Source organism: Ralstonia soli (genome assembly GCF_023955655.1).
In the GTDB taxonomy this organism is placed as follows: domain Bacteria; phylum Pseudomonadota; class Gammaproteobacteria; order Burkholderiales; family Burkholderiaceae; genus Ralstonia; species Ralstonia soli.
This window is the reverse complement of the sequence record NZ_JAMXHT010000007.1, coordinates 437,078-452,593: the sequence shown is the minus strand read 5'-3', so window position 1 is coordinate 452,593 and position 15,516 is coordinate 437,078. Positions and strand designations below refer to the sequence as shown.

The 15,516-nt window shown below is 65.1% G+C and carries 11 protein-coding genes, 1 tRNA gene and 1 pseudogene; 5 read left to right on the top strand and 8 right to left on the bottom strand.

Features of this window, described 5'->3' with window-relative positions:
- The first annotated feature begins 20 nt into the window (after positions 1–20).
- Positions 21–105, top strand: a tRNA-Leu gene (locus NG900_RS20635).
- A 181-nt stretch (positions 106–286) separates the two neighbouring features.
- Here the strand turns inward: NG900_RS20635 and NG900_RS20630 are convergent.
- Positions 287–5,050: an autotransporter-associated beta strand repeat-containing protein gene (locus NG900_RS20630; protein ID WP_289813895.1), complete on the bottom strand. Its 4,764-nt coding sequence runs from the start codon at positions 5,048–5,050 to the stop codon at positions 287–289.
- 602 nt (positions 5,051–5,652) lie between these two features.
- Here NG900_RS20630 and NG900_RS20620 point away from each other — a divergent pair.
- Together NG900_RS20620 and NG900_RS20615 are read left to right on the top strand one after the other, a co-directional pair.
- A complete protein-coding gene (locus NG900_RS20620; protein WP_252683223.1) occupies positions 5,653–6,360 on the top strand; it encodes a response regulator transcription factor in 708 nt (235 codons plus the stop codon).
- A 104-nt stretch (positions 6,361–6,464) separates the two neighbouring features.
- Complete coding sequence (locus NG900_RS20615; RefSeq protein ID WP_252683222.1) at positions 6,465–8,213, top strand: sensor histidine kinase; 1,749 nt, start codon at positions 6,465–6,467, stop codon at positions 8,211–8,213.
- A 27-nt stretch (positions 8,214–8,240) separates the two neighbouring features.
- On the opposite strand, the gene NG900_RS20610 is transcribed toward NG900_RS20615, so the two are convergent.
- The 4 genes from NG900_RS20610 to pip all read right to left on the bottom strand — a co-directional run bounded on the left by NG900_RS20610 (position 8,241) and on the right by pip (position 12,019).
- Positions 8,241–9,380, bottom strand: a complete 1,140-nt coding sequence (locus tag NG900_RS20610) for a DSD1 family PLP-dependent enzyme (protein WP_252683221.1) — start codon at positions 9,378–9,380, stop codon at positions 8,241–8,243.
- Between the two features lie 10 nt (positions 9,381–9,390).
- Positions 9,391–10,053 carry an HAD-IA family hydrolase gene (locus NG900_RS20605; RefSeq protein WP_420804177.1) on the bottom strand — a complete coding sequence of 221 codons (663 nt, stop codon included), beginning with the start codon at positions 10,051–10,053 and terminating at the stop codon, positions 9,391–9,393.
- A gap of 94 nt (positions 10,054–10,147) precedes the next feature.
- Complete coding sequence (locus NG900_RS20600; protein ID WP_252683219.1) at positions 10,148–11,053, bottom strand: LysR family transcriptional regulator; 906 nt, start codon at positions 11,051–11,053, stop codon at positions 10,148–10,150.
- A 12-nt stretch (positions 11,054–11,065) separates the two neighbouring features.
- Complete coding sequence (pip, locus tag NG900_RS20595; RefSeq protein ID WP_252683218.1) at positions 11,066–12,019, bottom strand: prolyl aminopeptidase; 954 nt, start codon at positions 12,017–12,019, stop codon at positions 11,066–11,068.
- 204 nt (positions 12,020–12,223) lie between these two features.
- Between pip and NG900_RS20590 the strand changes: the two genes are divergently transcribed.
- Positions 12,224–12,370, top strand: a complete 147-nt coding sequence (locus NG900_RS20590; protein ID WP_252683217.1) for a hypothetical protein — start codon at positions 12,224–12,226, stop codon at positions 12,368–12,370.
- 211 nt (positions 12,371–12,581) lie between these two features.
- Here NG900_RS20590 and NG900_RS20585 read toward each other — a convergent pair.
- From NG900_RS20585 to NG900_RS20575, 3 genes and pseudogenes are all read right to left on the bottom strand, one after another.
- A pseudogene (locus tag NG900_RS20585) lies at positions 12,582–12,939 on the bottom strand (ClcB-like voltage-gated chloride channel protein); the annotation flags it as partial.
- Positions 12,940–12,959: 20 nt separating this feature from the next.
- A complete protein-coding gene (locus NG900_RS20580) occupies positions 12,960–13,277 on the bottom strand; it encodes a YciI family protein (protein WP_252683215.1) in 318 nt (105 codons plus the stop codon).
- Positions 13,278–13,382: 105 nt separating this feature from the next.
- Positions 13,383–14,381 carry a quinone oxidoreductase family protein gene (locus tag NG900_RS20575; protein ID WP_252683214.1) on the bottom strand — a complete coding sequence of 333 codons (999 nt, stop codon included), beginning with the start codon at positions 14,379–14,381 and terminating at the stop codon, positions 13,383–13,385.
- A gap of 205 nt (positions 14,382–14,586) precedes the next feature.
- Between NG900_RS20575 and NG900_RS20570 the strand changes: the two genes are divergently transcribed.
- Positions 14,587–15,459 carry a LysR family transcriptional regulator gene (locus tag NG900_RS20570; RefSeq protein WP_252683213.1) on the top strand — a complete coding sequence of 291 codons (873 nt, stop codon included), beginning with the start codon at positions 14,587–14,589 and terminating at the stop codon, positions 15,457–15,459.
- Positions 15,460–15,516: the final 57 nt, after the last annotated feature.

Genomic DNA, 15,516 nt, shown 5'->3' with positions numbered 1-15,516 from the left:
TAGAATGCGCCGCTCACCTAGCCCAGGTGGCGGAATTGGTAGACGCACTAGTTTCAGGTACTAGCGGGTAACTCCGTGGAGGTTCGAGTCCTCTCCTGGGCACCAAACACAGTCCCAAGCTGTTCAGGGACGAACAAAAACCCGCGTGGCGATGAGCTTCGCGGGTTTTTTGTTGTCCGGATGAGTCGATGGACGCGCGGCACAGGCAACGGATGCGCCTTCCAGCTTCGGTCCGGCTGGCACAGGCACCAAAGGCGCAAAAGCCAGCGTGAGCCTAGCCGGCCGATCAGAACCTATAGTCAAACTTAAGGTTTGCAGCCTGCGCGGACACGTGTGAGGTGTTGAGCAGGACGTCGTAACCCAGCGAGATGGACAACGCCTTGCTCGACCGCAGGCTCAAGCTCACACCGGTAGTCAGGTAGCCGCGCGGCAAGCTGGTGCCCGGCGCGGCAAACAGCGTACCGTCCTGCGATGCCACGTTCAGGGCTCGGTTTGCATCGAGCACCTCACGGGCATAGCTGAGCCGCAACTGCGCAGCCACCGGATGCGCATCGCCAAATGTCCTATCGAGTGTCACGCCCACATACGGCTGCAGGCTGCGAAGGTTGTCGGTGCCGACGTTCAGGCTCTGCCCGCCCGCACCGCTTTCCCCAAACCCGTTGGCGTGGAAGTAGGCAAACCGCGCACCCAACCGGGGCGTGACGGCGATCCCGCCAAGCAGCATCGGCAAGCTGGCTTGGCCGCCCGCAGTGACCTCCTGACCCACGTGATCGCCCTTGGCGGTGCCCAGCGCGCCAAACGGACGCTTCTGCGACAGGAAATCGAGCCCGGCGCCGACGGTCGCTGCCAACTGCACTGGCCCCACTGGCCGGCTGGCGTACAGCGCTGCGCGCAGCGTGTCAGCGGCACCGGAATCGCCGGTTGTCTCCTCGTTGATATCGGTGTGTGCATAGCCGGCTGCCACACCAACTGTGTCATCACCTACCCGCCGGTCGAGCCCCGCCAGAAAACCATAGCGGTTGGATTGGAAGCCGGGGGCTCCGCTCGAACCACCCACCTTGGTGTGGCTGCCGTTGGCAACGACCCACCCAGACGAAGAGGCCTCCGTGGTCGACGATGCGCGATCGAGCCGGTCAAGCAATGTGGCATTGCCCGCCTGCGCGCCCAGCATCGCCGCTGTGCCAACGGCGGTGTAGATGCTCGTGTTGGTCGGTGCAATCACCGGGGCGGCCAATGTCAGCAGAACCGTGTTCGCGCCGTAGGCGACGGATGGCGTCAAAACGTTCAGATTCTCCGCACCGTTGCTGGTCACACGGCTGAATGTGCCGGTAACCCCATTCGCGGCAGTCAACAGCGTGTACTGCGTCGGCCCATACGTGCCCGGGGCATAGAGAATCGCGAGCGTGCCGTTGAGGGCCGCAGAGCCGGCCACCCGCAACTGCGAGGCAGCCGTGGGGCTGACCTCGACTGCCAGCGTGGCCGTACTCGCCTGCGTGTAGTTGCCCCCCACGCTCAGCGTGCCGATGGAACCACCCGGCGCGACGGTCCCGCCGTTGATGACATCGCCCAGCGCCGTGCCGTGGCCGCGCAGCGTGCCGTTGGTGCCCACATTGACCGTGCCACCCAGCGTAGCCGCAGGCGTGTTGATATCGCCCACCTCAAGCGTGCCGGAACCCACTTGCGTCGTGCCCCGGAACGCCGAGCTGTTGCCGTTCAGGATGAGCAAGCCCGACCCCTGCTTGTCGAACACGCCCGAGCCGGCCAGATTGCCATTGAAGGTTCCGCTGGCGTTGGAAAGCGTGAGCGTCTGGCTGCCGAGATTGACGGCGCCGCTCCCAGAAAGATTGGCAAGCGTTGCGCCGTTGCTCGTGCCGGAGAGATCCAGCGTGCCGTTGTTCACGACTCCGCTAGAACTGGCGATGCTGCCCGCGCCGGTGAGCGCGAGTGTGCCGCCTGCGCCGATCGACGTACTGCCCGTGTAGGCGTTCGCACCAGCCAGCACTTCGCTGCCGCGTACAAGCGTTAGTCCGCCTGCACCGTTGATGACGCCGCTGAAGGTGCCTGTAGCATTGGACAGGGTCAACGCCTGGCTACCAAGATTAACCGTGCCGCCGCCGGAAAGGCTGCGGATCGCCGCACCGCCGGTTGTACCGGAGATGTCGAGCGTGCCGCTGTTCATCACGCTGTTCGAGCTGGCGATACTGGCCATACCGGTCAATGCAAGTGTGCCGCCGATAATCGTCGTAGTACCGCTGTAGCCATTGTTGCCGGACAGGGTCTGAGCACCGCCTGCAAGCGTCAAGCCACCTGCGCCGTTGATTGCACCGCTGAACACACCGTTGGCGTTGGATAGCGTGAGTACCTGGTTACCGAGATTGACCGTCCCGTTGCCCGAAAGACTGGCGAGCGTCGCACCACCGGTGGTGCCGGAAATATCCAACGTACCGTTGTTGGCCACGCCGCTTGAACGCGCGATGCTACCGGCGCCGGTCAGTGCGAGCGTGCCCGCGCTGATCGTCGTGACCCCGCCGTAGCCATTGTTGCCCGACAGCGTTTCGTAACCGCCCGTGAGCGTCAAGCCGCCCGTACCGTTGATTGCGCCACTAAACGTGCCGCTGGCGTTGGACAACGCGAGCGTCTGGCTGCCGAGCGCGACCGCACCGTTTCCCGACAGACTGGTGATGGTTGCCCCACTGGTCGTGCCAGAAATATCCAGCGTGCCGTTATTGACCACACCGCTCGAACTGGCGATGCTGCCTGCCCCTGTCAGTGAAAGCGTGCCTCCGTTGATGGTCGTTGTGCCGTTGTAAGCGTTGTTGCCGGACAGCACTTGCGTCCCGCTGCCCGACTTGATCACGCCACCGGTACCGATGATGGCGCCCGCGAAGGTCTGGTTGGTCACATCGCCGAGCGTCAGCGTGTTCGCGCCCAGCACGAGGCTTGATCCAGCCACGCCACTCAATGCACCGATCGTTTGGTTGGCGCCGCTGCCGCTGATATCAAAATCTGCCCCGGATCCGACAAGGTTCACCGCACCACCAGCGGCCAAGCTTCCGCCTGCGCCAAGCGTCAGTGTGCCGCCAGCAATGGTGGTACCGCCCGTGTAGGTGTTGGTGCCCATCAGCGTCTGCGTGCCGCTGCCCTGCTTGACGATGCTGCCGGAACCGCCGATGGTGCCGGCAAATGTCTGATTCGTTGCGTCGCCAAATGTCAGCACACTCGCGCCCAGCGCGACGTTCGATCCGGCCACGCCGCGCAGCGCGCCGATGGTCTGGTTGCCGCCCCCGCTGATGTCGAAGCGCGTTCCGGAAGCTGCCAGGTTCACCGCGCCGGCCGAAGCCAGGCTGCCACCCGCGCCGAGGGCCAGCGTGCCGCCGATGATGGTCGTGCCGCCCGTGTAGATGTTGGTGCCGGTCAGCGTCTGCGTGCCGCTACCCTGCTTGACCGCGCCACCGGTACCGGTAATGCCACCTGCGAAGGTCTGGTTGGTTGCGTTGCCAAATGTCAGTGTGTTGGCGCCCAGCACGATGGAAGATCCGGCAACGCCGCTCAATGCACCGATCGTTTGATTGGCGCCGCTCCCGCTGATGTCAAAGCGTGCCCCCGAGCCGGCAAGGTTCACCCCACCGCCCGCCACCAAGCTGCCGCCACTGCCAATCGCGAGCGTACCGCCGGTGATGGTCGTGCCGCCCGTGTAGGTGTTATTGCCGGTCAGGATCGTCGTGCCGCTGCCGTTCTGGCCAACACTGCCCGCGCCGCTGATATTGGCCGAGATCGTGGACGTGTCCGTCTGATTGAATTGGATCCGGCCATTGTTCGTGAGGCTGCTCAGCCCGGTGATCGTGCCGCCGGTCGAGCCATTGACGGTCGCATCACCCAGGTTGAACGTCCCGTTGCTGTTGATGGTGAACGATGCGCCGGACAGGTTCAGCGCGCTGCCGCCACCCAGATTCAATATGCCCGTGCCGCCTGCGCCAGCATTGCCAAAAGTACCGGAGCTGCCGGCATATCCGCCAAGGACGAGCGATCCGGTAACGTTGACTGTCGAATTGCCCGTGATGGTCACCGTACCTGTACCGCCGGCACCGCCGCTGCTGCCTGTTGAGGTGCCGCCGCCACCCCCATCCCCGCCCACCAGCAAAGTGGTCGCGGAAAGTGTGGAACCACTGTCGATCGTGACCGTGCCAGCGCCGCCAGCACCACCGGCACCGCCAACAATGCCAACACCACCGCCTCCGCCACCCACCTGCAAGGTGGTCGCAGAAAGCGTCGCGTTGCTGCCGATGACGACCGTACCAGTACCACCAGCACCGCCTAGCCCACCCTCGCCACCAGAACCGCCTCCTCCGCCTCCAACCAACATACCCGAGGTCAGCGTCAATCCGACACCGGCACCGGTAACCGAAAGAGAGCCGGCGGTGCCTGTACCGCCGTTGCCACCAACACCACCACCACCACCGCCGCCGCCGCCAACCCCGGCATAGCTATAAACGTTGGATTGGCTTGAACCCGTGGAAATCGTGTCCGAACTGGGTACTGTCGTGATGCTCCCGACCACCGTACCGCTGCCGGCATTACCACCTGTACCACTCGATCCGTTACCGCCGATGGCCCCGCCTGAATCTCCGCCACCACCATTGCCAGTGGTATCGCCGATGCCGCCGGCCGAGCCGCCGCCGTTGCCCGCAATGTAGCCAAGGTTGGTAGCGTAGATGCCAAAGTTACCGCCGCCACCACCACCGAAGCCGCCACCGCCTCCGCCACCATAAACACCGCTGTTGGGAAGACCGCCGCCACCGCCTCCCCCGAGTCCGCCACTGCCGCCGGAGCCGGCGCCGAAAGTGCCGGCGCTACCGCCGCTTCCCCCACTACCAACGAGCAGAGACACCTGGGCATAGACCCCTGCCGTTGGAGCGAGCACGCCACCAAACAGCAAACCGATGGCAACAACGGCCTTGCCCGATGCTTTGCCCCGCGAGCGCGCCACCTCCGACACCGCCTGCCACGCCCCTCGTGCCGCATTCCAGACGATCCGATACACCTGATTCATGCTTTCCCCCGCTTTTTGTTCATGTTCTGGTCTACAGCGCGCCTCTCTGGAACCGCCCACGCAAGGATCTCCGCGCCACCGCCCGGCAGCCTCCGCTCAACCGCAGGCACGATGACGAGAATGAGGTCGGCGTTGATCGCCCTGAGAAGGGGGGGGTGCCATACGCACCGTCGTTGTTTTGTTGTCCGCCGTGTCGACGGCTCGCGGAAAGTCGGCTGGAAACGCCGCCCCCGCGAGCCGCTCATCTCGATCACGACGCTGCCATCGCCCCGGCTGGGCGACGGACTCCCCGTTCGATGCGTTCCGTCGTGCTGCTCGATCCCCCCGCTTTCGAGCCAGCCTCAGAGCGTCATCCGCGTCCCGATGGTAGGACACGGAGCCATGGCAACGAATACCTAAAAAACGGTATCGACTGGCGGGCGTGCCACCGCCCCTGCCGGTTTCGCAGGCAAGGCGCCTCATCCCACAAATGAGGTATTGCACCTCGCGCGCCCGTGGCTATGCTGCCGAGCAAGGCCGAGGCCTGCCTTCATCTCTGGCGCGCGCCTCTTGCAAAAGTGAGCAGACACGACCCAACCGCGCGCGGCACCCCACACTCGCCAATGACCCACCCCGACCCGAATCCCGACGATTCGCTGCTGCCCGGCCCCATGCTGATCGTGGAAGACGATCCATTGATGCAAGCCCGATTGCGAGACCTGCTGATGTCGCTCGGCTACACGCATGAAGCGCTGCTGTTTGCGAGCAGCATTGCGCAGGCACGCGGGCTTCTCGATGAACAACCGGTGGCCATGGCCCTGGTGGATGTGGGCCTGCCCGACGGCAACGGCATCGACCTCATCCGGGTGCTGCACCAGCGTGATTCCACACTACCGATTCTGGTAATCTCGACTTGGAATACCGAACAGGTGGTCGTGACGGCGCTGCAGGCGGGTGCCACCGGCTATCTGCTCAAGGAGCGCGACGATGCCGAGATTTCGATGTCGATCCGCAGCGCACTGCGCGGCGGCGCACCGATCGATCCGTTTGTCGCCAAGCGCATCCTTGAACTGATCGGTACCGGGGGAACGCTGCTGGCCAATCAACAGCCCAGTGCACCACGAGACCATGTCGCGTCACCGTTGAGCGGGCGCGAGATCGAGATTCTCTCGCTGGTGTCCAAGGGGCTGACCAACCGCGAAATCGCCGATGTCCTGTCATTGTCGAAGCTGACGGTCGGATGCCACATCAGAAATATCTACAAGAAGCTCGCCGTCAATTCGCGTACGCAAGCGATCTTCGAAGCGCGCTCCAATGGCTGGCTGCCTTAGTTTGCGCGTGGGCGCTAGCCTCCGCGTCATGGGCAGCGACACCGTCGACATCCGCAGCGCAGGCGCCAGCGTTTTCCAGCATCCAGGCCGTCCGGGCTTACGCGTTGGACGCACAACCTGCCATCCCGGTCGAGCAGGACCGCCCGCCGGCCACCGGCTGGGTCGACGTCAAACTTCCCGATTTCTGGGCGAGCCGCTGGCCTGGTTTTGATGGCGTGGTGTGGTATCGGCTGAGCTGGCAACAGGCGCACGTCGATACGCCCGTTGCTGCCTTGCTCGACTACCTCAACATGTCGGGGGCGATTTACCTGAATGGCACGCTGCTGCATCGCGATACGCAGCTCGCGGAGCCGCTCTCGCGCGCCTGGAACACGCCGCGTTATCTTCTACTGCCGGCGGCGCTGCTGCGCGATGGCACGAATACGCTGCTGGTGCGTGTTTCCGGAATAGCCATGTATCAAGCCGGCTTGGGGCCGGCCTCGCTGGGCCCGCCCGCGCAAATGCAAACCCGGTTTGACGCTGCACGTTGGGTCCGGTTCGATATGCAGTTGGCGAGCCTTGCGGTCAACGCCACGCTGGGCTGCTTCTTCCTCGCGATGTGGATGATGCGGCGTCGGGAATCCGTCTATAGCTGGTTTGCCTTCACAACGCTTGCGTGGTGGGCGGTCGGCTACAACCAGATCGCAACCAGCACGTGGCCGTTTGCCAGTACCGATGCTTGGGAGATTGCCAACGCTATTGCTTTCTCGGTCTACTGCACCGCGCACACCGTCTTTACGCTGCGCTTCTGCGAGCGACGCTGGCCGCGTGTTGAGCGGGTGCTGTGGCTGGTTGTCGCGCTGACCAGCGCAGCATTGATTTGCACACCGCACCCGCACGTTGAGGACGTACGGTCGGTACTGTTCATCGCACAAGCCTGCCAGTTCTTTGCAGCCAGTCTGGCCTTCGTGGTTTTTGCATTCCGATACGGGCGCGCCGAACACCGCATCCTTGGCTATTGCGTGCTCGTCTTCGTGGTCGCAGGTTTGCATGATCTGTTGGCCGTTCTCACGATTGTTCACGACAACACCTACTACACGGCATTGATGTCGCAGGTGCTGGTGGTTGGCATGGCCCTCGTCCTGGGCCGGCAGTTTGTCGCAAACCTGCACCGTATCGAGGGCTTCAACAAAGACCTGAAGCGAAGCGTGGACGCGGCCCGGTCCGAACTGACGCGCACGCTGGAACGCCAGCATGAACTGGAGATTGCCAACGCGCGCCTGGGCGAACGGCTCAACCTTGCACATGACCTGCACGATGGCCTGGGCGGCACGCTGGTCAGCAGCATCGTGGCGCTGGAGCGTACGCCAGCCGATGTCCCGCCCCAGCGGTTCCTGTCCATTCTGAAAGAGCTGCGCGACGACCTGCGCATGATCATCGACTCGGCCGCCAGCCAGCACTACGGCGAGACCACGCTGGCCGACCAGATCGCGCCATTGCGGCACCGACTCACGCGCCTGCTCGACGCGCAGGGCATCGAATGCCGCTGGCATCCGGTCGGCCTCGAGGCCTGCACGCTACCGCCGGCGAAGAGCCTGGAGATCATGCGGGTCCTGCAGGAAGCGTTGACGAACGTGTTCAAGCACAGCCGTGCGAGCCACGTTGACGTTGAGATGCATTACAGCGAGCAGGGCTTGCGAATGACTGTCCACGACAATGGCGTTGGGCTTGCGGCTCACGCAGCTCCAGTCCATCACGGAACCGGCATGCACAGCATGCGCGCGCGCGTCGGCAGACTGGGCGGCACGTTCGACATCCAGTCTTCGCCGGGCTCGACACGCATCACGCTGCATCTTCCGTCGCTCGCTGCCTGAAGAAACGCCCCCCCGGAAGCCGACGACTCACCACCCCTGAAACCGCCCCCACGTTTGCACACCACGCGACGACACCGCCTGGTATTCCGGAAACTGCGCCCCGGTGGCGCATGCATGGTTCGGCAGCACACGCAGCTTCGTGCCGACCGGGAAGCGCTGCGCAAGATCGTGCCGCACCGAGCCATCGCTGGCGGCGAGGATGCCGTGTTCCTGGTTCGCGCCAATCAGCATGAGCCCGTCGAGCAGCGTGCCGTCGAGCGCGCAGGGTTGCCCGTAGCCGAAGTCACGCGGCTGCTTGGCGGTACCGCGGTCGCGGCTCATCGCCATCCATCCGGCATCGACAATCACCCAGCCCTTGTCGAGCTGATGGCCGATCACGGTGGTCAGCACGCTCAGGGCAATCTCGTCCATCGCACACACGCCCACGTTGTGCATGACGAGGTCGAAGAACACGTACACGCCCGCGCGCACCTCGGTCACGCCTTCGAGGTGCTCGGCGGCCAGCGCAGTCGGCGTGGAGCCGACACTGACCGCCGCGCACGGCACACCCGCCTCGCGCAGGCGCTGCGCCGCGCGCACGCAGCCGGCGCGCTCCTGCTCGGCCAATGCGGCCAGCGCGGCGTGGTCGTTCAAGTCGTAGCTGGAACCGGCGTGCGTCATCACGCCGCCCACGTCGATGCCGCCGTCTTGCAGGATGCGTCCCACTTCCAGCAGCGCGTCCTGCTCGGGCGTGATGCCGGAGCGGTGGCCATCGGTATCGACTTCGATCCACACCTCGCAGCGTTCGCCATGCGCGCGGGCATGGTCGACCACGGCTTGCGCGGCCTCCACGTTGTCAACCACGAGCTTCAGGTCGCAGCCGCGGTTGCGCAGCGCCATCGCACGCGGCAGCTTGGTGGCAACGATGCCCACTGCATACAGAATGTCCTTGATGCCGGCGGCAAAGAACGCCTCGGCCTCCTTCAACGTCGATACGGTGATGCCCTGCGCGCCGGCCGCGACCTGGGCGCGTACGACGTCGAGGCACTTGGTAGTCTTCACGTGCGGGCGAAACTTCACGCCCAGCGCGTTCATGCGGTGCTGCATGCGCGCGATGTTGTGCTGCATGCGGGGCAGGTCGATCAGGGCTGCAGGGGTGTCGAGCGTATCCAGCGTGTCGGTCGTCATGGTTGCGTCCTTATGCGGCAAAACGGCGGGCCCAGGGCAACAGGTCTTCGAGCGTGGGCGAGGTGATTTCCGGCAACTGCGCACCTTCCACCGGCGCCAGGCCGATGCGGTTGTGCCAGTACGTGCGTAGACCCACGGCGGCGGTGCCGAACATGTCGTAGCTGGAGCCGGCCACGAACGCCGCATCGGCTGCGTCCACGCCAAGCTGTTCGAGCGCCATGCGGTACGGCTCCGGGTCGGGCTTGTACACGCCCGCCTGCTCGGCCGTGATGACGACATCCCACGTGATGGGCAGCAACGCGGCAGCTTGCCGGCCCAATCGCTCCGAGCAGTTGGTGACGACGGCCAGCTTGCAGTGCGGCTGGAGCTGGGCCAGCGCCTCTGCAGCGCAGCTCCACGGTGTGAGCTGCTGCCAGTGGGTTTCCAGTGCGTCGGGCGCTGAAGCGGGCAAACCCACGTTCTGCGCCGCCTGCCGCACCATCGCTTCATAGGGGACGTACTTCCCGCAGCCATAGGTGAGCCGCAGATACTCGGCGCGCCACGTGCGGCCCGCCGGTTCCGAACCGGCCGCGCGGTTCCATAGCGACCACGAGTCCAGCAGCGCGGTCAGTAGATCGAACAGGATGGCCTTGGGATAGCCGGAAGAAGAAGGGGAAGACGTCACGCTGGTCACCTGCCAATCAGTGGAGATCGTTGCAGCCGATTGTAGGTACCGCGCGCCGGCTTTCGGTGAAGCCAGTCTGATTCAAAGATTCAGTCTGGCTACATCATGCGCGCCACGGCGGCTGCGGCTTAAAGCGGCTCTGCAGTGCCTGCATGAAATGACGCGTACGCTGCGGCAGCCCCGCCCGGTTGTGCGTGAGCGCGATCACGTTGGCGTCCGGTGCCTTCCAACCCGGCAGCAACCGCACCAGCCGGCCCGCGCGCAGGTCGTCGGCCACATCCCATTCAGAGCGCAGGATCACCCCGCGCCCTTCGCCCGCCCACTGGCGGATCACGTCGCCATCGTTGCAGATGAGCTGGCTCGGCACACGCACGCTGCGGCTCGTGCGCCCCTTGCTGAAGTGCCAGAGCGACACGTCTTCCTTGTTCTCACGCAGCACGATGCACGGCAGCGCGGCCAGGTCATCGGGCGTTTCTGGCAGGCCGAAGCGCTTTACGAACGCCGGTGACGCGCAGACAAAACGCGCATTCGGCGCAATCGCATAACCCACCAGGTTCGACGCCTGCAGCGCACCGATGTGCACCACCACATCAAAGCGGTCGGCCGCTTCCGTGAGCGGCGCATCGGAAAGCGTCAGTTCGATATCGACGTCGGGATGTTGCCGCTGAAAATCGGCAATGAGGGGGGCCACATAGCGCCGCCCAAACCCCAGCGGCGCGTTGACCTTGAGCGTGCCGACAAGGCCGCCCCGGCGCGAGTGCAAATCGTCCGACAGGGCATCGAGCTGGCGGATCAGCTCCGCGCCGCGCTCGCACAGCAGCGTGCCCTCTTGCGTGAAGCGCAGGCTGCGCGCAGAGCGATCCAACAGCCGTGTCCCCAGCTTCTTCTCCAACTGCTGCAACCGCTGGGAGACAGCCGATGGCGTCAGGCCCAGCGCGCGCGCCGTCGCCACCAGGCTGCCGTTGTCCTGGATGGCGAGCAGGAAGCGCAGGTCGGCAGAGTCGGTCACGGGTCGATCCGATTACTTGCCGGCAAAACGGTCCGTCGCCGCAAGAAGCTGGTCGAGGATGCCGGGTTCGGACCACGCGTGGCCGGCGCCTTCGATCAGGTGGAAGTCCGAATCCGGCCACGCCTGATGCAGCGCGTAGGCATAGCGCGCGGGGCACGGCATGTCGTAGCGGCCATGCACGATCACGCCCGGAATACCCGCCAGCTTGTGCGCCTCGCGCAGCAACTGGCCCTCTTCCAGCCAGCAGTGGTGCGTGAAGTAGTGGTTCTCCAGCCGCGCGAAGGCCAGCGCGAAATGGTCGTCGGCGTGCTTGGCGCTGTTGCTCGGGTCGGGCAGCAGCGTGATGGTCTCGCCCTCCCACACGCTCCACGCGCGGGCGGCTTCGATCTGTCTGGCGAGGTCGGTACCGGTGAGGACCTTGCGATAGGCCGCGATCATGTCGCCACGCTCGGCCTCGGGGATGGGCGCCTGAAAGCGTGCCCATTTCTCGGGAAACATCTCCGACACGCCATATTGGTAGTACCAGCGCAGTTCCGCCTGCGTGACGGTGTAGATGCCGCGCAGCACGAGTTCACTCACATGCTGCGGATACTTCTGCGCGTAAGCGAGCGCCAACGTCGAACCCCACGAACCGCCGAAGACCAGCCAGCGCTCGGCACCCACCATCGCGCGCAGGCGTTCGATGTCGGCCACGAGGTGCCACGTCGTGTTGGCCTCCAGCCCCGCATGCGGCGTGGAGCGCCCACAGCCGCGCTGGTCGAACAGCATCACATCGTAGCGTGCCGGATCAAACACGCGGCGATGGTCCGCCGAGACGCCGCCGCCCGGCCCGCCATGCAGGAACACCGCCGGCTTGGCGCCGGGCGTGCCGACGCGCTCGTAATAGATCGTGTGGCCATCACCCACGTCGAGCATGCCGGTCTCAAACGGTTCGATGGGCGGGTACAGGGTGCGCAGTTCAGACATGTCGGTTTCCACGTGGAAAAGATGTCCCGATTCTACAAAGACGATGGCGAAGAAGCCGTTCGAAAAAACGTGACGATTCATTCACACGCATGTGGCGATGAGGCGACACCTGCGAATTCGATTTGCTGCGTCGCAATATCCGAACTAATATTCGGGTATTCCCTACTAGGGTTATCCCTAAATCAGTCCTCAGAAGGAATCGCCATGAACACCGTCGCCCTCAATGCTGCTCCCGTCTCCCGCTTCGCCCGTTTTTGGCAAGTCGTGCGCCGTGAAGCCAGCCGCGCCATCGCGCTGCACGTGGAAAGCTGCGGCATGATGGCCGAGCTGTATCGCCGTTCGGGCCGCTAAGCTCACCGCAAAACGCAAAACGCAGGTGGGTATTGCCTCGCACGGCGCTCGTTGCGGGGAATTGATGGCCAAGCGCAGCAGGAATTCGCTGCGACGGGCCAAAAGCGTACCTATTTCTGCGTGTCTTCGGACCTGCGGGAAGGTGCTGTGCGTCATCTCCGGCGTCTTCTCGATTGCGGGCCCGCGCAGCGCGCATATACCGACGGCACGTCGGCCCTTCGCGCCTGATGGACGCGCCGCCGGCCACCGAACACAGCGCCGGCGCGCTGCGTACCAGGCTCTGCCGCGCACCGAGTACGCCATCGCCCACGGCAATGGCTTCCATATCGTCTTCAGGCGCCCTTGCGCGGGATCCACACTTCAGGGCGACCTGCAAGGTGATGCCCGCGCGCAGGCGCGCCCACCACGGCAGCGCGCGCTGTGGCCGCCCCGCCAGGTCGGTCCGACAGCCACCACTGCAGGTGGCGCAAGCACTGGCGAAACAGGATCGTCGACAGCGACCCCGCGCAGTCGATCATCCCGGCAATCACAAACAGCAGGTGCTCGCGCCCGAACGGCGGTCGTGCCATCACGCGACGCCTCGCGCGCCTTATGTCGCTACGGCGACGTGCGCGTCGGGCAACCACGCCTGGGGCACATCCGCGCTGCGGCGATTCGGACCCCACGCAATCACCTGCACCCGTACCAGGTTCTCGATCACAAACGGGTCGCGCGCGACGATGGCGTCGATGGCCTCGCGCGAATCGGCGCGCGCCAGGATCCCGCCGCCCTCACGCGGATAGAACGGTCCTGACATCACAAAGTGTCCGCTCGCGTAATGCGCATCCAGGTGCGCGCGATGCGCGGGCAACACGCGATCCAGGGCTTCGAGCGGTGCGGTATAGGTGAAAAGAATCAAGTACAGCATGTGACAACTCCTTTGCTGAGTGAAGAAAAACACCGACATGCGAGACACGACGACAGCGCCAAGCGCCTAAAAAGGTCTCGCAGAAACGGGTACGCTTTGCGTGATTCAGGGCCGCAAGAGCAACGCGCCGGACGTCTGACCGGCCTCCAATGCGGTGTGCGCGGCGGCAGCGTCTTCGAGTGCATACGGCCCGCCCACAGGTACGCGCACACCGTCGAGCATGCGCTGCAGCGCAGCCTGGGCAGCCGCCCGGTAGCACGACAGATCGGCCATGTAGCGAAACACCCCGGGCCGCGCCAGCGCGATCGAGCGTGACGGCCCAAGCGCCGCGAGGTCGATGGCGCTCGTTTGCGCATTGCTCACGTCGCCCGCCTGGCCGATGCTCGCCACCATGCCGAAGGGCCGCGTCACCGCCAACGAGGTCTGCAGCATCGCGCCGCCAACACCGTCGATCACGTAGTCGACGCCGTCCCCGCCAGTGAGCTGCAGCACGGCTTCGCGCACGTCCTGCTGGCGATGCTGCACGACGTGATCCGCGCCGTGGCCCAGGGCGGTGGCGGCCTTCGCCTCGCTGCCGACAGTGCCGATCACGCGCGCGCCCTGGCGCTTGGCCCACTGCACCAGCAGCACACCGAGGCCGCCGGCGGCGGCGTGCACGAGCACGTTATCGCCGGCACGGACCTGGCGTACCCGCGTCAGCAGCATGTGCGCGGTGATGCCGCGCATCAACGTGGCGGCCACGGTTTCGTCGTCCAATGCATCAGGCAAGGCAATCGCCCGTTCGGCCGGGATGTTGCGGTGGCTGGTGTAGCCGCCGGGTGCACCGTCCATCAGCCCCGCCCACGCTACGCGCTGGCCAACCACAAAGCCGCGCACCTCCGTACCCATGGCTTCCACCACACCGACGCCCTCCACACCGAGCACGGCAGGAAACGCGGGCACCGGATACAGCCCGGCACGGTGATACACGTCGACAAAGTTCACGCCGATGGCGGTGTGCCGCACCGTCAACGCATGGGGCGCTGGCGGCGGCAACATCAGGCTGGCGGGCTGCAAACCCAATGCCGGTCCGGGTTCGCGGAGTTGAATCACCTTGGCATGCATGGCAAAAGTCCTCGCAGAAATGGGTACGCTTTTCGGTTTTCGTGATGACAGGCACTGCGTTCGTCACGTTGTGAAACAAGCGTATTCCGTTCAGAATCACCCGGGAATTCACAAAAACTGACCACCTTCTGTGCAAAAAAGCCCAGATCGGCCAAAGAAAACCTCCGCCCGTGCGCGGGCGTCAGCGGCCGAACCTTCTTCTTCCTTGCAGTGGGATGACGTGCGCTACTTCCTCGTGCTGGCGCGCGAGGGCAGCCTGTCGGCCGCGGCACGGCGCCTGGCGGTGGAACACACCACGGTGGCGCGACGGGCCGAAGCGCTGGAGCAATCGCTGGGCGTGCGGCTGTTCGACCGCCTGCCGCGCGGCTGGCGCCTGACCGCCGAAGGCAACGCCCTGGCTGAACGCGCCGAACGCATGGAGCAGGAGGCCGCGGGCTTTGCGCGCGCGGCGGCGGGGGCAGGCAGCCTGCGCGGAACGGTGCGCATCTCCGCGCCGCCCACCATTGCGAGCCATTTCATCGCACCGCACCTGGCGGCACTGCGACGCCAGTGGCCGGGTATCAGCCTGGTGCTGCTGGGCGAAACGCGCAACGCGAACCTGATGGCGCACGAGGCCGACCTCGCCATCCGGCTGTCGCGCCCCACCGCATCCACACTCGCTACCCGGCAGCTCGGCGATCTCGGCTACGGCCTCTATGCAACGCGCGAGGTGCTCACACAGCCCGAAGCGGAATGGGAGTTCATCGGCTACGACGAACGCCTGCGCCACGTGCCGCAACAACGCTGGCTGGACGAGTACGCGGGTGAGCGCCGCGTGGTGCTACGGTGCAGCGACCTGGCGGCCATCCATCAGGCGGCGTTGGCCGGATTGGGCGTTGCAGCGCTGCCGCACTTCCTGGGCGCGCCCGCAGAAACGGGTACGCTTTTGCGCCGGCTGCCTGTCGACGACCCCGCGTTGCATCGAGAAATCTGGTTGGTGATTCACCCCGACGTGCGTCGATCACCGCGCGTGCGGGCCGTCGCCGACGCGCTGATCGCGTTGTTCGACGCGCAGCGACACGTGTTGGCAGGGAATTGAACGTACGCAGAAACGGGTACGCTTTTGCGAAAAAACCGGCGCCAGGGGATGGCGCCG

Bases quoted from the DNA above. Each gene is read 5' to 3' on its own strand.
- NG900_RS20575 (WP_252683214.1), bottom strand. From the start codon at position 14,381: ATGCATGCCAAGGTGATTCAACTCCGCGAACCCGGACCGGCATTGGGT.
- NG900_RS20590 (WP_252683217.1), top strand. From the start codon at position 12,224: ATGAACACCGTCGCCCTCAATGCTGCTCCCGTCTCCCGCTTCGCCCGT.
- pip (WP_252683218.1), bottom strand. From the start codon at position 12,019: ATGTCTGAACTGCGCACCCTGTACCCGCCCATCGAACCGTTTGAGACC.
- NG900_RS20620 (WP_252683223.1), top strand. From the start codon at position 5,653: ATGACCCACCCCGACCCGAATCCCGACGATTCGCTGCTGCCCGGCCCC.
- NG900_RS20610 (WP_252683221.1), bottom strand. From the start codon at position 9,380: ATGACGACCGACACGCTGGATACGCTCGACACCCCTGCAGCCCTGATC.
- NG900_RS20630 (WP_289813895.1), bottom strand. From the start codon at position 5,050: ATGAATCAGGTGTATCGGATCGTCTGGAATGCGGCACGAGGGGCGTGG.
- NG900_RS20580 (WP_252683215.1), bottom strand. From the start codon at position 13,277: ATGCTGTACTTGATTCTTTTCACCTATACCGCACCGCTCGAAGCCCTG.